Origin of the sequence: Cryobacterium sp. M96 (assembly GCF_002929845.1) — a bacterium.
Classification (GTDB): Bacteria; Actinomycetota; Actinomycetes; order Actinomycetales; family Microbacteriaceae; genus Cryobacterium; species Cryobacterium sandaracinum.
Window position 1 is genome coordinate 13556 of record NZ_PJJS01000048.1, and the last position, 21909, is coordinate 35464.

Sequence of the window (21909 nt, forward strand, 5' to 3'; positions counted from 1 at the left end):
TGCGAGACTGGGACCATGATCCTCCTGGCTGCCACCCCGATCGGAAACCTGGGCGACGCGTCAAAGCGTCTGATCGAGGCGCTCGGCACGATGACGATTATCGCCGCCGAGGACACCCGGGTCACCGTGCACCTGCTCAAGGCCCTGGGCATCGAGAACCGCCCGCGGCTGATCAGCCTGCACGACCACAACGAGCGCGGCAAGGCGGCCGAACTCGTCGAACTCGCCCGCGACACCGACATCCTGGTGCTCAGCGACGCAGGGATGCCGACGGTATCCGACCCGGGTTTCCACCTGGTGGATGCCGCGGTGGCGGCCGGCGTCGTCGTGTCGGTGTTGCCCGGGCCGTCGGCCGTGCTCGCCGCGCTCGCCGTGTCCGGGCTGCCGACGGACCGGTTCACCTTCGAGGGGTTCCTGCCCCGCAAGCACGGCGACCGGGTTTCGGCCCTCCGCGAGGTGGCCGCGGAGCGGCGCACAATGGTTTTTTTCGAATCGCCCAACCGGCTGGCGGCCTCCCTCACCGATCTGGCTGCGGTGTTCGGGGCCGGGCGCCGCGTCGTGGTCTGCCGTGAGCTGACCAAATTTTACGAGGAAGTGAAGCGCGGTACAGCGACCGAGCTGGCTGAGTGGGCCGCCGGCGGGGTCAAGGGCGAGATCGCCATTGTGGTCGCCGGGGCGGAGGCACGCGTGCTGGATCTGGAGACCGGGGTGGTCGAGGTGCTCGCGCTGGTGGAGTCGGGCATCCGTCTCAAGGATGCGGCCGCCGACGTGTCCGCCGCCACCGGGCTCGGCAAGCGCGCCCTCTACGAGGCGGCGCTGGAGCGCAAGACGGGCAAGCCCGCCGCGGCCCGCGCGGACTTCCAGGCTCTGCCTCTGCCCTGACAGGAGTTCGCGGCCGGGGGGCACGACGGCGCGATCGTGCTCAGCAGATCCCGTGGACTACCCGCACCAAAAGGTGCACGGCCCGGACGTGCGGGAGTCCCTCGCCCTCCGGGACGCCCCGAACCGGACCCGGGCCCGGCCGCGCGGCAGGTGCTGCCGCCGGACTTCGGCCTACGCACCACGACGATCGCGGCACAAAGTAACACGGCCAGCGTCATCCGCTGCTCCTAATAGGATGAGAGCATGTCCGACGGCTTATCTTTTTACATCACCACGCCCATTTTCTACGTGAATGATGTCCCCCACATCGGGCACGCCTATACCGAGGTGGCTGCCGACGTGCTCGCACGCTGGCACCGGCAGTCCGGCGAGGATGCCTGGCTGCTCACCGGAACGGACGAGCACGGGCAGAAGATCCTGCGCACCGCGACCGCCAACGGCGTCACGCCGAAGGAGTGGGCCGACCGTCTGGTCGAAACCGCCTGGAAGCCGCTGTTGAAGACGGTCGACATCCGAAACGACGACTTCATCCGCACCACTGATGTGCGCCACGAAGTGAACGCGCAGAAGTTCCTGCAGCACCTCTACGACTCCGGCCACATCTACACCGGCGAGTACGAGGGCTTCTACTGCGTCGGCTGCGAGGAGTACAAGCAGCCGAGCGACCTCATCGATGGGGTCGGCGAGTACGCCGGGCAGCAGGTCTGCGCCATCCACTCCATCCCCTGCGAGCTGCTGCACGAGAAGAACTACTTCTTTCGGATGAGCACGTTCGCCGACCAGCTCCTCGCCCTGTACGAGGAGAACCCGAACTTCGTACAGCCCGCGTCGGCGCGCAACGAGGTCATATCCTTCGTCAAGCAGGGCCTCAGCGACCTGTCGATCTCCCGCTCCAGTTTCGACTGGGGCATCAAGGTGCCCTGGGACGACAGCCACGTCGTCTACGTCTGGTTTGACGCCCTGCTCAACTACATCACCGCCGCCGGCTACGGCCACGACGACGAGAAGTTCAGCCGCCTCTGGCCGGCGACGCACGTCGTGGGCAAAGATATTTTGCGTTTCCACGCCGTCATCTGGCCTGCAATGCTCCTCGCCGCGGGCATCGAGGTGCCTCGGCAGGTCTTCGGCCACGGCTGGTTGCTCGTGGGCGGCGAGAAGATGAGCAAGTCCAAGCTCACCGGCATCGCCCCAAACCAGATCACGGATACGTTCGGCTCCGACGCCTTCCGCTATTACTTCATGCGCGCGATCAGCTTCGGCCAGGACGGCTCCTTCTCCTGGGAAGACCTGTCCGCCCGGTACCAGTCCGAGCTGGCCAACGGCTTCGGCAACCTCGCCTCCCGCGTGATCGCCATGGTCGTGCGCTATTGCGACGGCGAGATCCCCGTCGCCGGCGACTTCAGTGAGGCCGACGAGCTCATTCGCGGCACCGAGAAGCGGGTGACGGATGCCGCCACACTGGCCATCGGACACCTCGCCATCCACGACGCCATCGCCGCGATTTGGGAACTGGTCGACGAGCTCAACGGCTACATCACCGCCCAGGAGCCGTGGTCGCTCGCGAAGGACCCGGCCGACCGGGACCGACTCGAAGCCGTGCTGGTCACCGCCGTGCGCGGACTGGGCACGCTCGCCGTGCTGCTCTCGCCGGTCGTACCGCAGGCCACGGCGAAGCTCTGGACCGCCCTCGGCGGCATCGGCCTGGTCACCGACCAGCGCATCGACCGGGCCTGGGAGTGGACCGGCGGCCCGCGGGTCTCCCCGCTCGAGGCGCTTTTCCCGCGCATCGAGGCCACGGTTGGCTGACGAGCCCGGGCCCGAAGCCGGCCCCGTGCGCCAGCGCGAAAAAGGTGCCGGCCGGGACCTGAGCTACCCGCCGCTGCCCGACCCGCTCGTCGTGCCGGTCTACGACAACCACACCCACTTGGAGATCGCCGACGGTGAGCAGTCGCTCAGCGTGGCCGAGCAGCTCGACCGCGCGTCCAGCGTCGGCGTGCGCGGCGTCATCCAGGTCGGCGGCGACCTGGAGACCTCGCGCTGGTCGGCCGCGATGGCCGCCCGGGAGCCGCGCATGCTCGCGGCCGTCGCCATCCACCCCAACGAGGCCCCGGTCTACGAGGCCGCCGGCACCCTCGACGACGCCCTGGCTGAGATCGCCGAGCTGGCGACGCGCCCGCGCGTGGTCGCCATCGGAGAGACCGGACTGGACTTTTTCCGCACCGGCCCCGAAGGACACGCCAGCCAGCTCCGCTCCTTCGAGGCGCACATCGACATCGCCAAGCAGAACGGCCTCGCGCTGCAGATCCACGACCGCGACGCCCACGCCGCGGTGATCGAGACCCTGCTGCGGGTCGGCGCGCCCGATCGCACCGTCTTCCACTGCTTCTCCGGCGACGTCGAGATGGCCCGCATCCTCGCCGACAACGGCTGGTACCTCTCGTTCGCGGGAACCGTGACCTTCAAGAACGCCCAGAATCTGCGGGAGGCCCTGGCCGCGGTGCCGCGCCGGCTGCTGCTGGTCGAGACGGATGCCCCGTTCCTCACCCCCGCACCCTTCCGCGGCCGCCCGAACGCGCCGTACCTGCTGCCGCACACCCTGCGCGTCATGGCCGACCACCTAGAAACGGAGGCCACCATTCTCGCCACCCAGATTTCGTCCAACACCGAACTCGTCTACGGGCGGTGGGACGCCGAACCGGTGACGGTCACCGAGCCAGAGCCCGACACGAGCTGGGTCGGAGGCCTCGCATGACCCCGCCCCGCCACGGCTACGCTCCCGGAGACGAACCCGAGGCCGGCACCCGACCCGTCAGCGACGAAGTCACCGGCGGCCGGCATGCCGCGCCGGCCGCCGTGCCGGAGCCGGCATCCGCTCTCGAAACGGATGCCGAGCCCGCGGATCCCGCTGCAGCACCCGCTGCTGCTCCAGCCGCCGCTCCCGGCGCACGGTCCCTCCTCGGCCCCGCCGAGATCCGCGACCTGGCCGAGATGCTGGGCGTCAACCCCACCAAGAAGCTCGGCCAGAACTTCGTCATCGACGGCAACACCGTGCGCCGCATCGTCAGGGTCGCAACCGTCTCACCCGGCGACACTGTGCTGGAGGTGGGCCCCGGGCTGGGATCCCTCACGCTGGGGCTGCTCGAGACCGGCGCGACCGTCGTGGCCGTGGAGATCGATGACCGGCTCGCCGAGCAGCTGCCGCTGACGGTCGAGCTGATGCATCCCGGCGCGCCGCTCACCGTCATCCGCAACGACGCGCTCAAGATCATGGAACTGCCCGGCGACCCGAGCCGCCTCGTGGCGAACCTGCCGTATAACGTGTCGGTGCCGGTGCTGCTCTACCTGCTGGAGCACTTTGCCTCCATCCGGGCCGGAGTGGTCATGGTGCAGGCCGAAGTGGGGGAGCGCCTCGCGGCGCCATCCGGTAGCAAGGTCTACGGCAGCCCGAGCGTCAAGGCCGCCTGGTACGGGGCATTCCGCACCGCCGGCAAGGTCAGCCGCCAGGTGTTCTGGCCGGTTCCCGGCGTCGATTCGATCCTGATCGCCTTCGAACGACGCGCCCGGCCGCTCGAATCCGAGGAATTGCGCCGCGCCACCTTCGCCCTCGTCGATGCCGCGTTCCAGCAGCGCCGCAAAATGCTGCGCCAGTCGTTGTCCTCCGTTCTCGGTGACCCATCGAGTGCCACCGAGATAATGACGCACGCCGGAATCGACCCTACCGAGCGCGGCGAGCAGCTCACGGTCGAGGACTTCCTGGCGATCGCCCGCGCCCAGCTCGCCGCACACTGACGCGTGCCGCCGCGGGGCAGTCGCGAGTGTGCGGCTGGGCTAGGTTAGTCACATGACCAACCCGGCCCCTTCCCCCGTGGTGCATGCGCGGGCGCCCGGCAAGATCAACGTTTGCCTCAAGGTCGGTGCGGTCCTCGAAGACGGGTACCACGAGGTGGCCACCGCCTACCAGGCCGTGTCACTGTTCGAAGACGTGCGCGCTTGGCCGGCCGACGACTTCTCGGTCGTGTTCACCGGCACCATAGATGCCTCGGGTCTCGCCGTCGACGGCAGCAACCTCGCCATCAAGGCCGCGCGCGCCCTGGCCCGCAAGGCCGGCTATCGCGGGGGAGTGCGCCTCTCGATCGAGAAGAACGTGCCCATCGCCGGCGGCATGGGTGGTGGGTCGGCGGATGCCGCGGCCACCCTCCTCGCTTGCGACACCCTGTGGGGAACCGACGCCACCCGCGACGACCTCATCGAGATCGCCGCGACCCTCGGCGCTGACGTCCCGTTCGCCTTCACCGGCGGCACCGCCATCGGCACCGGGCGCGGCGACCAGCTCAGCCCAGCCCTGGCCAAGGGGCAGTTCCACTGGGTGCTCGCCCTCGCCGACTTCGGCCTCTCGACCCCCGGCGTCTACAACGAGCTCGACCGCCACCGCGAACGCCACGCCCAGGACATCTTCCCAGCCCAGATCCAGCCCTCCGTCGACACCAACGTGCTGCAGGCGCTTCGGGCCGGCGACCCGCGGATGCTGGCCGAGGCGCTGCACAACGACCTGCAGGCCCCCGCGCTGCACCTAGCCCCCGGCCTGGGCAAGGTGCTCGAGTTGGGCGAGGCGAACGGCGCCCTGGCCGGCCTGCTCTCCGGCTCCGGCCCGACCGTGGCCTTCCTGGTCGCTGATGCCGACAGCGCCCTCGAACTGCAGGTCGCGCTGAGCGCGTCCCGGCTGCGCGTGGTGCGCGCCACCGGGCCGGTGCACGGGGCCCGGATCATCCACGACTAGCCCCCCGTTTTGCCGCAACTGTGGCCCGGTCGGACATCTGTTGCCGGTGTGCCGGCAACAGATGTCCGATTCGGCAACAGTCAGGCCACCGGGTGCGAAACCGGGGCGCGCGGGCCTCTCAGCCGCGCCAGCTAAACTCGAAAGCTATGGCACATTTGCTCGGGGCCGAGTCCCTGCACCTTGAATTTCCCACCCGCGTTATTTTTGACAGCGTCACCGCCGGTCTCAACGAAGGCGACCGGATCGGCGTCGTCGGCCGCAACGGCGACGGCAAGTCCACCCTGATGCGCCTGCTCGCCGGCCGGATGGAACCCGACGCGGGCCGCGTCACGCGCCGGCGCGGCGTCACCATCGGCATGCTCGACCAGTCCGACGACCTCGCTTCGGGCCAGACCGTGGGCCACACCATCGTCGGCGGCATCGACGAGCACGTCTGGGCGGGCGACGCCAAGGTGCGCGACGTGATTGCGGGACTCGTGCGGGACATCCCCTGGGACGCCCTTGTCGACGACCTCTCCGGTGGCCAGCGTCGCCGGGTGGCTCTGGCCTCTGTGCTGATCGGTGACCACGACGTCATCTTCCTCGACGAGCCCACCAACCACCTCGACGTGGAGGGCATCTCCTGGCTCGCCGGTCACCTGAAGACCCGCTGGGCCACGAACTCCGGCGGCCTGGTGGTCGTCACCCACGACCGGTGGTTCCTCGACGAGGTCTGCAACATGACCTGGGAGGTGCACGACCGCCTGATCGAACCGTTCGAGGGTGGCTACGCCGCCTACATCCTGCAGCGCGTCGAACGCGACCGGATGAGCGCGGCCTCCGAATCCAAGCGCCAGAACCTGATGAAGAAGGAACTGGCCTGGCTGCGGCGCGGAGCCCCCGCCCGCACCGCGAAGCCCAAGTTCCGCATCGACGCCGCGAACGAGCTGATCGAGAACGAGCCGCCGCCCCGCGACACCGTGTCGATGCAGTCGATGGCCATGCAGCGCCTGGGCAAGGATGTCGTCGACCTGATCGACATCGGCGTGAAGTTCGGCGAGAAGACCGTGCTGAACGACATCACCTGGCGCATCGCACCGGGCGAGCGCACCGGCATCATGGGCGTCAACGGCGCCGGCAAAAGCACGCTCCTGAACCTGGTGGCCGGCACACTTCTGCCCACCACGGGCACCGTCAAGCGCGGCAAGACCATCAAGGTCGCCGTGCTCACCCAGCAGCTGTTCGAACTCGACGACATCCAGAACGACCGCGTCAGCGAGGTCATCGGCCGTCAGAAGACGTCGTACATGGCCGGCGGCAAGGAAATCACGCCCGGCCAGATGCTCGAGCGCATGGGTTTCATGAGCGCCCAGCTGACCACCCAGGTCAAGGATCTCTCCGGTGGCCAGAAGCGCCGCCTGCAGCTGCTGCTGATCGTGCTCGACGAGCCCAATGTGCTGATCCTCGACGAGCCCACCAACGACCTGGACACCGACATGCTCGCGGCCATGGAAGACCTGCTCGACTCCTTTCCCGGCACCCTCCTCGTGGTCTCGCACGACCGGTACCTGATCGAGCGCGTCACCGACAACCAGTACGCGGTCACCGAGGGCGGCTTCCGCCACCTTCCCGGCGGTGTGGACCAGTACCTCGAGATGCGCAAGAAGCAGACGAGCGGCATTGACAAGCCCGCCGAGGCGAACGCGGCGAACACCTCCGGCGGGAAGGCGGCGCGCAAGCTCGCCATCGGTGGCGCCGACCTCCGCAACGCGCAGAAGGAACTCGCCTCCATCGATCGCAAGGTCGCCAAGCAGAACGCGCGGATCGCGGCCCTGCACGAGAGCCTCGCCGTGCACGACCAGTCCGACTTCGACGGCCTCGGCGTGCTCAGCACCGAATTGCAGACGCTCGAGTCCGCCATCGCCGGCTTCGAAACCCGCTGGATCGAACTCTCTGAGTTGATCGAGGGCTGAAGTCGCAGATGCTGTGACCGCGTGTGACGTTGGCGCGCACGCGGCGCAGCATCTCCCGTTAGCCTTGGAACGTGCCTCGCGACGCAGCGGCACAGACTCCCACCCCTCTTTGTCCCGTGGTTCCTCTGTGCCCGAAATCGCGCCGGCACCCACCGCCGTTCAGACGGCACCGAAGCCAACAAGGGGAACCCCATCGTGAACAAGAAACTGCTCGCCGCTCTCGCGGTCGTACCGCTCGTCGCCCTGCTCGCCGGTTGCTCCGGTGCGGCCGCCGACGAGACCGTGAAGATCGGCGTCGTCGGCGCCAGCGACCCATACTGGGCCGTCTACGAGGAAGCCGCGGCGGATGCCGGCATCACCGTCGACATCGTCGACTTCACCGAGTTCGGGCAGCCGAACCCGGCCCTGTCTGCCGGCGAGCTCGACCTGAACCAGTTCCAGCACATCGTCTACCTCGCCGAGTACAACGTGGCCGGCAAAGAAGACCTCGCGCCGGTCGGCGCCACCGCGATCTACCCGCTCGCCCTGTACTCGACCCAGTATGACGACGTCAGCAAAATCAAGAAGGGCGACACCGTCGCTGTGCCGAACGATGCCAGCAACCTGGCTCGCGCGTTGCTCGTACTGCAGTCGGCGAAGCTGATTACGCTCTCCGACGGTGGCAGCATCTACTCGACCCTCGACGATATCGATAAGAAAAAGTCCAAGGTCACCGTGACCGCGCTCGAGGCCTCGCTCACCGCCACGTCGCTTCCCGACGTCGCCGCCGCGATCATCAACAACGACTTCGTCGAGAAGGCCGGTTTGAAGGTTGAGGATGCCCTCGCCCAGGACGACCCCGCCGACCCCAACGCGCTCCCGTACGTGAACGTTTTCGCGGCCCGCGCAAAGGACAAGGACAACGCCACCTACCAGAAGCTGGTCGAAATCTACCAGACCACGAAGGCCGTTCAGGATGGCGTGATCGACGTGTCCGCCGGTTCCGCGGTGATGGTCAAGACCCCGGTCGCCGACCTCGAGGCCTCCCTCGCCACGGTCGAGAAGGACACCATAGCCCAGAGGTAGCGCCGCCCGACCTCAGCCCAGCACAGCCGCACAGTCCGGCGCCACGCCAGTCAGTAAGGACGTCCCATGCCTGCCCCCACCCCCGTTGTCGAACTGCGTGACGTGAGCAAGGTGTACCTGCCCACGACCCGGGGCGGGGCCGAGGTCGTCGCCATCGACAAGGTCAGCCTCACGATCGACGCCGGGGATGTCTACGGCATCATCGGTTATTCGGGGGCAGGCAAGAGCACCCTGGTGCGGCTTGTGAACGCTCTCGAACGGTCGACGTCGGGCGAGATCCTGATCAACGGCACCGACATCGCCCGCCTGCCCGAGCGGGAGCTGCGCCCGGTGCGGCTGGGCATCGGGATGATCTTCCAGCAGTTCAACCTTCTGGGGTCACGCTCCGTCGCGGCGAACGTCGCCTACCCGCTCGAGGTGGCCGGACAATCGAAGGAGACGCGCCGGGCCCGGGTCGCCGAGATGCTCGACTTCGTCGGGCTCGGCGACAAGGCGGGCGCCTATCCCGACCAGCTCTCCGGCGGTCAGAAGCAGCGCGTGGGCATCGCACGGGCCTTAGCCAGCCAGCCGGGCATCCTGCTCGCCGACGAGGCCACCAGCGCCCTCGACCCGGAGACCACCTCCGAGGTTCTGGACCTGCTCGGGCGGGTGAATAAGGAATTCGGGGTCACCATTATCGTGATCACGCACGAGATGGATGTCATCCAGACCCTGGCGACGAAGGTCGCCGTGATGGACCAGGGCCGGGTGATCGAGCGCGGCGACGTGTTCGACGTGTTCTCGAACCCGCAGCAGGCGGCCTCCGCCCGGTTCGTCTCGACTGTTGTCAAGGGTCTCCCTTCTTCGTCGGAACTCGCCGTGCTGCGGCGGCGTCACCCGGGCCGCCTCGTCACGCTGGCGTTCCGCGACAGCAGCGTCGATCAGGCCCGCGTGTTCGGCGAGTTCGTTTCCGCCGGCGTCACCTTCGAGGTCGTCTACGGCGGCATCAACGAGATCCAGGGCCGGTCGTTCGGACACCTGACGCTGGCACTGGCCACGCCGGGGGCGACGGATGCCGCGGCCGACGCCGCCATCGACGCCGCGCTCGACCGGGTGCGAACCCTCACGACCGTGACCGAGGTGCGCTGAGATGGACAGCCTGATCGACCTGTTGCCCGAACTCTGGATCGCCGCGGGGGAGACCCTCTACATCGTCGGCCTCACGCTCTTCTTCGGCGGGATCGGCGGCCTGCTCGTGGGCCTCGGCCTGTATCTGACCCGCGCCGGCAGCATCCTCGAGAACCGCGGGGTCTTCGTGGTGTTGAACCTGTTGGTGAACATCGTGCGGCCGATCCCGTTCATCATCTTCCTTGCCGCCGCCCAGCCGCTGGCCCGGACCGTGGTGGGAACCGGCATCGGCAACGCGGCGATTATCTTCACGATCTCGCTCGCGGCATCCTTTGCCATGGGGCGCATCGTGGAGCAGAACCTCCTCACGGTGACGCCCGGTGTGATCGAGGCGGCCCGCAGCGTGGGGGCCGGGCCGATCCGGATCATCTTCACGGTGCTGCTGCCCGAGGCGCTCGGCCCGCTCATCCTCGGCTACACCTTCATCTTCGTGGCGCTCGTGGACATGTCGGCGGTAGCCGGCTACGTCGGCGGCGGCGGCCTCGGAAACTTCGCGCTGCTCTACGGTTACCGCCAGTTCAATCCCGTGGTGACCTGGGCGGCCGTGCTGCTGATCATTGTGCTTGTGCAGCTGGTGCAGTTCCTCGGAAACTGGCTGGCCCGGAAGGCATTCCGCCGGTAAGACGACCCCCGAGTGCGGGACATCTTTCGCGCGTTCTTTCAGCGCCGGACATCCCTCGTTCACCTCCGGTTCAGGTGATGCTCCCGGACCGGACATTCGTGGGCTGGACAGTACACGCGGGGTCGGCCTATTCGAGCCGCTTACACGTCACAGTGGCCCCTGCGCTGCATCATCCTTGCCCAGGGAGTCATCTTGTCGCCGAGCCCGAGCATCGTCTTCTCGGCGTTTGAATCCGCCGCCGACCCCCGATTGCATGGATGGGTGGCTTTCCGTGAGAGCGTGCAGAATGTCGGCACTCCCGTGAGGGCGGTCGCCGTGCGTGACGGGCACCGCGCCGGTCCCTTGCTCACGGGAGCGCCGCGGCACTCCGGTATCTGGCGACTGCTCGCCTCGAACCGGCGCGAGCTCGGCCGTAGCTCCTCCGTCTACGCAACGTTCTCCAGCGCGCGAGCCCACGTCCTCGAACTCAAGGGCCAGTGCGATTCGATGGTCGCCACGGTTGTCACGGGTCCCAAGGCCGGCACACACGGGAGGGTGATCAGCGTCGGTGATGTAGTCGTGATGACTGCAGGGCGCTGGTATGGCGCGGCGTCGACCAGCCGCGAGGCCTCGGCTGGAACCATTGAGGCTTTCCACAGCGCGCTCGTCGGTGCGGACGCCCGTCATGCCACGGAGGCCGGGCAGCGCGGCAACCGGGTACTCACCGACGAGGAACGGGCCCTGTCCTGGTGACCGTGCGCAAGCACCGCGGAACCCCCATGATCGCCACGGTTGCCGGCCTCTCCGTGGTCGGCTGGCTGGTACCCGGTTTCCAGGCACCCGAGGGCGTGCGGGCGAGTCTCGCACCGGCCGCGTCGGCGGTCATCACCACCGTGCCGCCAGAGGTTGCCCGATCGCTGCCCGCGGCCGAACCAGCGCCCGCCACGCTTGCCCTGCCGACGGTTACGCCTCCGATTGATGGCAATGCGGCGCTCGCCGACCCTGCCTGGGCCACCCGCGTCGCCCAAGCGGCCGGCATCCCAGTGCGCGCCCTGCTCGGCTATGCAGGGGCGTCCCTGGCCCTGGCGGCCGAACAACCGGGCTGCCACCTCGGTTGGAGTACCCTGGCCGCCCTCGGCAACGTCGAATCCGGTCACGGCAGCCACGACGGTTCGGCACTCGGAGCGGATGGCGCCGCCCGCCCGGGCATCTTCGGCCCCGCACTCGATGGCAGCGCTTTCGCCGCGATGAGCGACACCGATCGCGGAGTCTGGGACGGCAGCACCGAATGGGACCGCGCGGTCGGGCCCCTGCAATTCATTCCGGCAACCTGGCAGCGATGGGGCGCCGACGGCAACGGGGACGGCGTCGACGACCCGCAACAAATCGACGATGCCGCCCTCGCCGCCGGCCGCTACCTCTGCCACTACGGCGAGCTGTCCCGGCCCGATCGCTGGCGCGCCGCCGTGTTCGCGTACAACCACGTCGAATCCTATGTGAACACCGTTGCCGCGACCGCGAATACCTACGCCGCGGTGGCGGGCGCGCGGTGACGCCGTATATAAACGTAGTGAGCTAAACCGCTCGGTGGCGCACGCCACTTCGCGCTCACCGCGCGGCCGCCGTTCTCCCGTGACTCGGCTGCCGCCGTGATGCGCGCCCACGTGCGGGCGCCCTCTTCGGGGCCCCCGGTCCTGCACCGGGTGCAATCCCGCGCGCTCAACTCTCCACTACGCGTCCACCTCTAGCTGGACAAATCGACGCTCAGTGTTAACCAAGCGCCCCAAACATGTGTCTCGGACGTGCTACCTCCGCGTTCGTTCCGCTCCCCACACCCGAATGTGCAAGGACACCCATGTCGTTTTCGACCCTCTTCGACGCGCCTGCGATCGAGCCGCCAACGGTCGATCCGGCGAACCCGGACTCGTCCCCGCGCCGCTTACTGACAGCGCGTCCCTCGGTCTCGGACTCGGTGTTCCGTTCGGTGGCCTTCTTCGCCGGCTGCATCACCGTGGCGATCATGCTCGCCGTGGGCGTGTTCCTGGCGTTGCGTGCCTCGGAGGCCCTCGGCGTCGCCGGGTTCAGCTTTCTGGTCGAGCAGGACTGGTCGCCGGAGTCGCAGAAATTCGGCATCGCATCCGTCTTGTTCGGCACCATCACGATCGCGGTGATCGCGATGTGCGTCGCCGTGCCGCTCGCCCTCGGCACGGCCCTGCTCATCTCCGAGGTCGCCCAGGGCCGGATGCGCTCCACGCTCGTCACGCTCGTCGACCTGATGGCCGCCGTGCCGAGCGTGGTCTTCGGCCTCTGGGGCGTCTTCTTCCTGCAGGCCAACGTGATCCCGGTCGCCACCTGGATCTCCAGCTACTTCGGTTGGATCCCGCTGTTCCGGGTGGCGGACGCCAGTGGGCAAGCGCTCACCGAGGCCAGCGCGTTCACCTCCTCGGCGTTCATCGCCGGCATTGTCGTCGGCCTCATGGTGGTCCCGACCCAGACGTCGGTCATGCGCGAGGCCTTCTCCCAGGCGCCGATCGGCGAGCGCGAGGCCGCCTTCGCGCTCGGGTCGACGCGCTGGGGCATGATCCGTGCGGTCGTGCTGCCCTTCGGTCGTGGCGGCATCATCGGCGGCACCATGCTCGGCCTCGGCCGTGCTCTCGGTGAGACCATCGCCGTCTACATGATCATTTCGCCGATCTTCACGATCAACTGGGAGGTGCTGAAGACCGGCACCAACTCCGTCTCCGCGCTCATCGCCCTCCGCTACGGCGAATCCAGCTCATTCGGCCTCTCCGCGCTGATGGCAGCCGGACTCGTACTGTTCCTGATCACCCTCGTGATCAACTTCACGGCCTCGTCGATCGTGGCACGGTCTCGATCCGGGGCGGAGAGCGACTGATGACGATCACGCACGCACCCAACATCACGCACGCCGCGACCAGCACCTGCACGACGAACGACACCCACACCACGACGATCCCGGCCTACGACGGCACCCCGATCGGACCGCGACGCCGGGTGCGCGGCGCCCGGCTCGACGACCGGTTCAACGTTCTCGGTGCCGCCGCAGCCGGAATCGCCGTCGCGGTGCTCCTCTTCGGCTGGATCACTCCGCTTTCCGGCGGCGTGGGCTGGGCGCTCGTGGCGTATCTGGCGTTCCTTGGCTTCTACGCCCTGCTCGTAAGCTTCACGAGCGACGCGCAGGAGGTCAAGGACCGCGTGATGGCGGTGCTGCTATCAAGCGCCGGTGTGGTGCTCTTCGGCGCCCTGGTCTTCGTCGTGGCGTTCACTCTGATACGCGGGCAGGAAGCCCTGCCTCATCTCAACTTCTTCATCCAGAGCATGGAATTGGCCGGACCCCTCGACGGCCTCGACCTGGGCGGTATCGTGCACGCGATCCTGGGCACGCTCATGCAGATTTCGATGGCGCTGGCGGTCACGATTCCGCTCGGCATCACGACCGCCCTGTTCCTGAACGAGGTCGGTGGCCGATTCGCGAGGTTCGTGCGCACCATTTCGGATGCGATGACCGCGCTGCCGTCCATCGTGGCCGGCCTGTTCGTCTACTCGGCGATCATCGTGCTGATCACGCACCAGCGGTCAGGCTTCGCCGCGGCCATGGCGATCACCGTCATGATGCTCCCGATCGTCATCCGGGCCTCGGATATCGTGATTCGCCTGGTCGCCGGCAACCTGCGGGAGGCCGCCTATGCCCTCGGTTCCACCCGCTGGGCCACCATCTGGTATGTCGTGCTGCCGACCGCCCGGCCCGGACTGGCAACGGCCGTGATCCTGGGCACAGCCCGCGGCATCGGCGAGACCAGCCCAGTGTTGCTCACCTCGGGTGTCACCGCGGTGACCAACCTGAACCCCTTCGCCGGCCCGATGATCTCCCTCCCGCTGCAGGTCTTCGACTTCGTCAAGTCTCCTGAGCCCACCATGATCGCCCGAGGTTTCGGCACGGCCGCCATCCTGATCCTCCTGGTGCTCACCCTCTTCGCCCTTGCTCGACTCATTGGCGGCACCGGTCCCGGCCAGTTGTCCCGTCGGCGGCGACTGCGCGTCGACGCCGCATCGGAGCGGGACCTGCAACGGATGAGCGTACGGGGTGACCTCGGTCCGGGGATCACCGGAACCAATTCAATGCTCCGGCCGACCAGTTCACCTACCGACCTCACCACGAAGGAGACGTCCTCGTGACGCCGCAAACCCGACAGATTCGCACAGTCCGAGCCTTATTCGCGCTCGTCGTTGTGCTGCTGAGCGTTTTCACGGCGCCAGCTGCCCAGGCAGCGAGTTACGACCTAATCACCGGTACCGGCTCGACCTGGTCGCAGAACGCCCTGGACCAGTGGCGCAAGAATGTTGCCAATAACTACGCGATGACGGTGAACTACTCCGGAGTCGGCTCATCGGCCGGGCGCCGTGACTTCGTCGCGGGCAACGTGGACTTCGCCGTCAGCGAGATCCCGTTCCAGACCGCCCCGGAGGACGGTTCGGCCCCTGAGGTGCCTGCCCGCGGTTACGCCTACATGCCCATCGTGGCTGGTGGCACGTCCTTCATGTACAACCTGAAAATCGGCGGCAAGCGAGTCACAAACCTTCGGCTCAGCGGAGAGGTCATCACCAAGATCTTCACCGGCGCCATCACGAAGTGGAACGACCCTGCCATCGCGACCGACAACCCCGGGCTGGCCATGCCCGACAAGGGTATCGTGCCCGTCGTTCGCTCGGACGGCTCCGGCTCCACGGCGCAATTCACACTCTGGATGTCCAAGCAGCACCCGGCCCTCTGGAATTCCTTCTGCACGAAGGTCGGCCGGTCTGCCCCCTGCGGCCTCACCTCGCAGTTCCCCACCTACGGCAACGCCAAGGCGCAAAGCGGATCCTCAGGCGTCGCCGGCTACGTGAGCCAGGACTACGGCGAGGGTGCGATCACCTACGTGGAGTACTCCTACGCCAAGAACTCCGGTTTCCCCGTCGCCAAGGTGCTCAACGCCGCGGGTTACTACACGGAACCCACGGCCAATTCCGTGGCCGTCGCACTGCTGAAGGCATCCATCAACACCACACCCGGGCCTACCTACCTCACCCAGATCCTGGACGGCGTGTACAACAACGCGGACCCCCGCACCTACCCACTCGCGAGCTACTCCTACATGATCGTGCCGACCGAAGTCGGCGGCGTCTTCACCGCCAAAAAGGGCCTGACCCTCGGTACCTTCGCACATTACATGCTCTGCGAGGGGCAGCAGCAGGCCGAAGCCCTGGGCTACTCGCCTCTGCCGATGAACCTTGTGCTGGCCGGCTTCGACCAGATCAAGCGAGTGCCAGGCGCCGATGCCAGCGGCGTCGACATCAACAAATGCAACAACCCGACATTCAAACCAGGTGACTCCCCGTCAAGCAACCTGCTGGCCACCACGGCTCTCCAGCCGGCCGCCTGCGACAAGATGGGGGCCAACCAGTGCACCACCGGCACGGCCGGGGCGCTGGCAGACACGGCCGTGTCCGGTAGCGGATCGGGTGGTGGCGCGGCCGGCTCAGCCGCCGCGACAACTGCCGGGGGAACGGCTTCGCCGGCAGGGTCCGGGGGAACAGGTGCGGTGGCGCAAGGCGGAACGGATGCGGCATCAGGCGCGGTGGCCTCGCCCGTGTACGACGAGAACGGCGCCCTCGTGTCCACGGTCGGCGCCACGGCAACCGGCGTGGTCGGCACGGCCATCGCCGCACCGTTCACGTTGGCGGAAGGCGGGTGGGGCGCCCAGCAATCGATCATGCTCGTCGCCGGGCTTCTCCTGCTGGCCGCAGCCGTGCTGCCGCCGGTGCTCGCCGGCCGGTTCAAACCGCGTGTCGCGAAGGCAGGAACCAAGTGAAGCGCGTCACGTTCGCCCCGAAGAACGCGCTCTGGGCCCGCGCCGGCGCCAGCGGAATCGTCGTCGGTCTGCTGGTCGGCGTGGGTGTCGCCGCGCTCGGCTCCCTGGTTCCCTCTGCAGCATCCGCTGACACGTCGACCGCGGTCACGGTCGCGTCGAGGGGCTACGACCCGGACGTCGCCACCGCCCCCTTCCCCGACCTCAAGGTCACCGTGTCCCAAACCGAGGACCTCGTTTCCCAGGGGATCGTCGTCAACTGGAGCGGAGGCAAGAAGTCCGAGCGGCCCGATGGCAGTTCGGGAGGTCAGGACTTCCTCCAGATCGCGCAGTGCTGGGGAGACGACCCGACGGATTCCAGCCGCCCGGATCGCACGACCTGCCAGTACGGCGGCTTCCCTGGCAAGGCCGCGTCCACCCGCGACACCGCGGTCAGCCAGGACCAGGTGGCCCGGCAGGACGCGCAGTACACATCTCCCGCCAACGGGTTCACCATTCCGGCGTTCACCGCGATTCCCTACCGCGCATCCACGGGCGGTTCGATCTCGTCGGTGTTCGCCGACTCGGCCAACGTTCTCACGCATCATGTCGTGGATCCCCTGACGGGCCTCGTGCAGAAGGCCACCGGTTCGCCGTCCGACACCGGGGTCACATTGCCCGACGGCATCTCCGGCGTTGACCTGGCCACCAACGAGTTTTACACCCAGTACACGACGAATGAGGTGCCCTGGGCCGGATCGAGCGACAGTGGCGACGGCTCCGTCAAATTCGAGGTGCAGACCGCGATGCAGTCCCCGGGCCTGGGCTGTGGCACACCCGTGACCGCCGCGGACGGCTCTATCTCCGGAAAATCCTGCTGGCTCGTGGTCATCCCGCGCGGAAAAAGCGACGCGGGGGAGTCCTACATCACCAAGTCCGGCCTGCTGTGGGACTCCTGGAAGCACAGTGTGGCCGTCAAGCTGGACTTCAAGCCCATCGGCCAGCGCTGCGCCATCGGCTCGGCCGAGAAGCAGCTCTCCGGAAGCGAACTGGTCGCCGCGGCGATCGGGTCATGGCAACCCAAAGTGTGCACCGGTGCGGCGGGTTCCTCTTTCGCGCTCAGCATCGGCAACGAGGAGGACGCGCTTGCCGCGGCGAGCCTCACGACACCCAGCCCGCTGGCTCTCACCTCACGTCCCCTGCAAACCGACAGGGTCGATCCCGTCGCATACGCACCGATCGCCCTCAGCGGCGTCGCAGTTTCGTTCTCCATCGACCGCCGGGTGAAACCGGTTGGCGCAGTTCCCCAGGAATACAAGGCCAGGAATACCGAGGCGTTCACGTCACTGAACCTCACGCCTCGCCTGGTCGCCAAGCTCCTCACTAATTCGTATCTCGACTCACTGCCTTCCGGGGCGCCGGCCACGTCGGACTCCCTCAAGTTCTTCGGCTACACCGACTCCGCGAACCCTGGCGCGAACGCGCGCAACCTCATGGTCGACCCCGATTTTCTGGCGGTCAACGACGATGAGTGGAAGTACCAGGACCTGACCGGGCCGTCCCTGGGAGACATGCTCCTTCCCTCCGGGAGATCCGACGAGGCCCAGCAACTGTGGCGTTACGTCCTTTCCGACCCCGCCGCCGTCGATTTCCTGAACGGAACGCCCGACACGTGGGGAATGAAAGTCAACCCCTGGTCGTCCACCAATGCCGCTGTCAACCCGTCCGGGACGGCCATGACGATTCCCCGCACGAATTTTCCGAAGGCTGATCCACTGGAGCGGCCCGCGGCCGCTGCCGGCACCGGAACAACGGCAGTGAGCCTGGTCACCTGGCGCCCCTACACCAGCGACTTCGAGAGCGGCGCGTATCTCACCCTGCGCGGCGACGGGCAGGAGCTCGGCGACTGGAACCCCACCAGCGTCCCGCCGAAGTTCGGCAAGAGCGTGCGCAGCCTGGTGGGCAACCAGCGCGTGCTTGGCGTCACCACCGCAGCCGCGGCCGCTCGCTACCAAACGGTGACGGCGTCATTGCAGAACTCAGCGGGCTCGTTCGTGGCGCCATCGCCGGAGTCCATGCTCGCGGCCTCCGCCGCCATGGTGCCGACCAGCACAAACCCCAAGGTGCTCGAATACGACCCGGCGAACCCAAGCGCCAAGGCTGCCGCCACAGCGTACCCAATGACGATGCCGGTCTATGCCGCGTTGAATCCGCTGCAAACGGATGCCGCCCAGAGGGCCATCTACGCCAACCTGATCCGGTACGCGGTGGTGGCAGGCCAGGTACCTGGGACGGAGATCGGGCAGCTGCCGCGCGGCTACACCCCGCTCCCGAAGAGCTGGGTGGACCAGGCGCTCGCCGCCGCGACCGCAATCGAACAGGGCGGCAGCCCGGTCGTAGCAATGGCCATGCCCGAGACTGCCCCTGCGGTCGACAGGCCGGCCTATGTGCCGACCCCGTCAACCTACGGTCCGGCAGAGTTCCAGGCTCAAGCCGCGCCGGTGGTGGCCGACGCCGCGGTCGACCCGGCCGCGACGGGCACCGTCGTCGACCCCTTGGTGGCGAGACCGACGCCCGCGGACCCGGTCATGGGACCGGTACGCGCGGCGGTGCCGGCCGGGCTGCTCTCCGGCCTGCTCGCCGCCTGCGGCGTCCCCTTTATTTCGCGCGTTCGGAGACGATCCTGATGCGCGCCCAACGTGACGCTTCGCGCGGGTTCCCCGCTTCGGACCGTAGCGCTGAGACAAGAGGGACCCATCCGGATCCGTCTCCTGCATCACCCACGAAAGGCACCCCAGTGAACACCAAGAAGGCTCTTGCGCTCTGCGCAACTGTCGGCGTGGCCATCTCCGGCCTTGTCATCGTCAGCCCGGCTAACGCCGAGCCCGTCTCGAACAGCTACTCCATCGTCGGCTCCGACACCCTCGAGGACGTCGTCAGCGCCCTGGCCAACGGTTCGGGCCTTTCGGGCGCGTCGGTTCGTTCGACAGCCAACGGAAACAGCATCGGCTCGTTCGACGCGACCGGCACCCCGTTCATCACGACGAAGTCCTCCGGTGTGCGTTTCGGTCGCCCGAATGGCTCAAGCGACGGGCGCACGGCCCTTCTCCGTTCCATTGACGGCGCCCCGTACACGTCCGGAACCGTCGGCGCGCCCGCGGGCGTCGTCATCACGGGGCAGATCGACATCGCCCGTTCGTCCGGATCAGGCACGGTCGACCCGGCAGGTAGCCTGATCCAGGTGCCTTTCGGTCGCGACGCGATCGCCTACGCGTATGACAGCGCTTCGACGGCAGCCGGCATCGGTACCATCGACACCGCGACCATGACGAGTCTTTACACCTGCAGCGTCACCACCCTCGGCGGAGTGAAGGTCACACCGGTCATCCCGCAGGCCGGTTCCGGAACGCGCAAGGACTTCATGTCCAAAATCGGCGTCACGGATTCGACCCTGGGTTCGTGTGTCACCGTGGGTCAGGAGCACGACGCCTCTGACCTGGGTATCAACACTGTCGCGCCTATGTCGGTGTCCCGCTGGGTCGCCATGAACACTGGTGCGAGCTTCCCCAAGAAGAAGGACACCACGGTCCTGGGCTCCCTGGTCGCAGGCACCACCCCCGTGACAGGCACCGGCACCTCGATGGCCCCGGTGGCCGCCTACTACGCCGACTCTCGTTGGGGACGCGACACGTACCTCGTTGTTCAGTACGCACGAGTTGACCCGACGAATGCCGCATATGACTCGACTCTGGCCGACCTGCTCGATCCGACAAAAAGCGCCAGCCTGACGAACTCCCAGACGACTTTTGCCGCCAAAGCCGGTTCGTTGAAGAAAAAATTCGGCATTCTCGCACCCTCGACCACCACCGCCGTTCGAATCTCCAAGTGACCTCCGCCCAAGAACAGGACTGTAAATAAATGAAGATCAACAAGAAGTCGTGTCTCGTCGCCGCCGGCGTCGTTTCGCTCGCTCTGGTCGCCGGAGCCACGGCCGCGGCGAGTGCCGCGACAGCCGCAACGCAGACGAATGGTTCTGCCGCTCCCGTCTACATGTACGACACGGATGCCGTCCAGAAGTCGGACGGCTACGTCTGGGGCTGGAAGGAGGACCTCTTCGGCTCCTCCACTCAGGGCGACATCAACGGCGAGTTCACCTGCCCGGCGAACTCAACGAATATCTTCGCCTTCCTGGCCACCCCCGGAACCGAAAACACCGTCCTCACCTGGAAGGCGTACGCGCCCCTCGCGTTCAACGGAGCGACACGCAACGTGCTCAACCCGACCCTCGCGCCGATCTCGCTCATCAATAACTCCCAGACTGCGGCCAGGAACGCCGGCGGCAACTACAGCCTGGGCCTCGCGTGCACGATGAACTCTGGTGTCACAGTGACCGCCGCCTTCTACCGTACGATCAGCGTCGTTCCGGTCACCGGCGCCTTCACGTTCCTGCCGCAGGCCGATGTGCCGGTGACGCCGACGCCGACTCCGACTCCGACTCCGACGCCGACCGCGACTTCGACGCCGACCGCGACGCCGACGCCGACTGTGACGCCGACGCCGACCGCGACGCCGGCTGCGGTTCCTGCTGTGACGCCGGGCCTCAACTCCGGCTCGTCGGGCAACCCGGCGTCTGGCTCGTCAGAGCGCGTTGCCGCAGCGACGAAGGCCGACAAGGAGCTCGCGTCGACCGGAACCGCCAACACCCTTCCGCTGCTGGCTTCGGGCATGCTCGCCCTCGCGGCCGGGGCCGGCGTGATTATCGCGCGTCGCTTCCGCCGCGCTGACAAGTAGGCAGCACACCGTACGTCCGAAGGCCACGGGACGAGTTGTCCCGTGGCCTTCGGGCGTTCGTCGGCGTCTATGCGTCTGTTGAGTCGATGCATTGGTGCTCGCGGGCGAGATCGCGTTTCCCCGTCGTTTGCTCTGCGTCCAGCATGCCGAAACCTGGAATGGACTAACTTGATTGTGCTCACATCCACTGCCCCGCCCCGCCTGACGGCCGTGACCCTCATCGCAATGTCCTTGATTTGCGGGCTTGCCGGGCTCACCGCGACCCCCGCGAGCGCCGAGGCTGCCACGAATGGGCCTAGCGGTATGAGCGGGGAGCCGACGAACATCCACGATTTCTTCTATGTCAGCGGGCTCACCGTGCTACCCGCTCCGCAGATCGGGCCGGAAGGTGGGGACCTGACCCTGGAGTTCACGATGAAGAACGTCAGCACCGCCCCGATCACCTCGAGCCTCCGGTTCTGGCTCGACAATGCGATCAACCTGCCCGTCCAGACGCTCGACACGGTCGAGGTTGCCAACCTCGCACCGGGGGAGACACGCACCATGAGGGCAACCTTTGAAGATGTCGGCCAGTGGACCTTCTTCCGAGGCCACGTGACGATGACTCCGCCCGTGGACATCGCTGGCACGGCTCTCTGGTCGCTGACCCGCGACTCGTTCACGCTCATCCTGCCGTGGTTCCTCACGGCGATGCTCGTGCTCCTGGCAGCGCTCGTCCTGGCGGTGCGCCAGTTGCTTCGGCTCCGCCGGTCGCGACGCCCACTGCCCGACCTCGCACTCGGCTACGGGCCGGTCACATCGTGACGGTTGCCACAACGCTCCGGC

18 protein-coding genes are annotated in these 21909 nt (G+C 67.4%); all 18 read left to right on the forward strand.

The window, feature by feature from the left end; all coding sequences use genetic code 11:
• Nucleotides 1-15: 15 nt before the first annotated feature.
• On the forward strand, nt 16-882 hold the full coding sequence (gene rsmI, locus CXY79_RS09020; protein WP_104100887.1) for a 16S rRNA (cytidine(1402)-2'-O)-methyltransferase: 867 nt from the start codon (nt 16-18) through the stop codon (nt 880-882).
• Between the two features lie 243 nt (nt 883-1125).
• Entirely contained in the window at nt 1126-2688 is a 1563-nt protein-coding gene (gene metG / locus CXY79_RS09030; RefSeq protein WP_104100804.1) for a methionine--tRNA ligase, read from the forward strand.
• Nucleotides 2681-3634 (forward strand): TatD family hydrolase, encoded by a 954-nt coding sequence (locus CXY79_RS09035; protein WP_233191385.1) that lies wholly within the window; start codon nt 2681-2683, stop codon nt 3632-3634. The genes metG and CXY79_RS09035 overlap by 8 nt, the downstream gene beginning before the upstream one ends.
• Before the next feature lie 236 nt (nt 3635-3870).
• Nucleotides 3871-4671, forward strand: a complete 801-nt coding sequence (rsmA, locus tag CXY79_RS09040; RefSeq protein ID WP_233191393.1) for a 16S rRNA (adenine(1518)-N(6)/adenine(1519)-N(6))-dimethyltransferase RsmA — start codon at nt 3871-3873, stop codon at nt 4669-4671.
• Between the two features lie 52 nt (nt 4672-4723).
• Nucleotides 4724-5659, forward strand: coding sequence for a 4-(cytidine 5'-diphospho)-2-C-methyl-D-erythritol kinase (locus CXY79_RS09045; protein ID WP_104100807.1), 936 nt, complete (start codon nt 4724-4726; stop codon nt 5657-5659).
• A 146-nt stretch (nt 5660-5805) separates the two neighbouring features.
• Nucleotides 5806-7611, forward strand: coding sequence for an ABC-F family ATP-binding cassette domain-containing protein (locus CXY79_RS09050; protein WP_104100808.1), 1806 nt, complete (start codon nt 5806-5808; stop codon nt 7609-7611).
• A 195-nt stretch (nt 7612-7806) separates the two neighbouring features.
• Nucleotides 7807-8676 (forward strand): MetQ/NlpA family ABC transporter substrate-binding protein, encoded by an 870-nt coding sequence (locus CXY79_RS09055; protein WP_104100809.1) that lies wholly within the window; start codon nt 7807-7809, stop codon nt 8674-8676.
• A 66-nt stretch (nt 8677-8742) separates the two neighbouring features.
• Nucleotides 8743-9804 (forward strand): methionine ABC transporter ATP-binding protein, encoded by a 1062-nt coding sequence (locus CXY79_RS09060; RefSeq protein ID WP_104100810.1) that lies wholly within the window; start codon nt 8743-8745, stop codon nt 9802-9804.
• A gap of 1 nt (nt 9805) precedes the next feature.
• Nucleotides 9806-10465 (forward strand): methionine ABC transporter permease, encoded by a 660-nt coding sequence (locus CXY79_RS09065; protein WP_104100811.1) that lies wholly within the window; start codon nt 9806-9808, stop codon nt 10463-10465.
• A gap of 261 nt (nt 10466-10726) precedes the next feature.
• Nucleotides 10727-11197, forward strand: coding sequence for a hypothetical protein (locus tag CXY79_RS09070; RefSeq protein WP_104100812.1), 471 nt, complete (start codon nt 10727-10729; stop codon nt 11195-11197).
• A complete protein-coding gene (locus CXY79_RS09075) occupies nt 11194-11997 on the forward strand; it encodes a lytic transglycosylase domain-containing protein (RefSeq protein WP_104100813.1) in 804 nt (267 codons plus the stop codon). Before CXY79_RS09070 ends, CXY79_RS09075 begins: the two co-directional genes overlap by 4 nt.
• A gap of 302 nt (nt 11998-12299) precedes the next feature.
• Nucleotides 12300-13340, forward strand: coding sequence for a phosphate ABC transporter permease subunit PstC (gene pstC, locus CXY79_RS09080; RefSeq protein ID WP_104100814.1), 1041 nt, complete (start codon nt 12300-12302; stop codon nt 13338-13340).
• Nucleotides 13340-14641 (forward strand): phosphate ABC transporter permease PstA, encoded by a 1302-nt coding sequence (pstA, locus tag CXY79_RS09085; protein ID WP_104100815.1) that lies wholly within the window; start codon nt 13340-13342, stop codon nt 14639-14641. Before pstC ends, pstA begins: the two co-directional genes overlap by 1 nt.
• The gene (pstS, locus tag CXY79_RS09090) at nt 14638-16317 is read left to right on the forward strand and encodes a phosphate ABC transporter substrate-binding protein PstS (RefSeq protein ID WP_233191386.1); all 1680 of its coding nucleotides are present in this window, start codon (nt 14638-14640) and stop codon (nt 16315-16317) included. Before pstA ends, pstS begins: the two co-directional genes overlap by 4 nt.
• Nucleotides 16314-18980 (forward strand): hypothetical protein, encoded by a 2667-nt coding sequence (locus CXY79_RS09095; protein ID WP_104100816.1) that lies wholly within the window; start codon nt 16314-16316, stop codon nt 18978-18980. Before pstS ends, CXY79_RS09095 begins: the two co-directional genes overlap by 4 nt.
• 110 nt (nt 18981-19090) lie before the next feature.
• On the forward strand, nt 19091-20182 hold the full coding sequence (locus CXY79_RS09100; RefSeq protein WP_104100817.1) for a hypothetical protein: 1092 nt from the start codon (nt 19091-19093) through the stop codon (nt 20180-20182).
• Between the two features lie 29 nt (nt 20183-20211).
• Nucleotides 20212-21084, forward strand: a complete 873-nt coding sequence (locus CXY79_RS09105) for an LPXTG cell wall anchor domain-containing protein (protein WP_104100818.1) — start codon at nt 20212-20214, stop codon at nt 21082-21084.
• Between the two features lie 210 nt (nt 21085-21294).
• Nucleotides 21295-21888 (forward strand): hypothetical protein, encoded by a 594-nt coding sequence (locus CXY79_RS09110; RefSeq protein ID WP_134401716.1) that lies wholly within the window; start codon nt 21295-21297, stop codon nt 21886-21888.
• Nucleotides 21889-21909 lie beyond the last annotated feature (21 nt).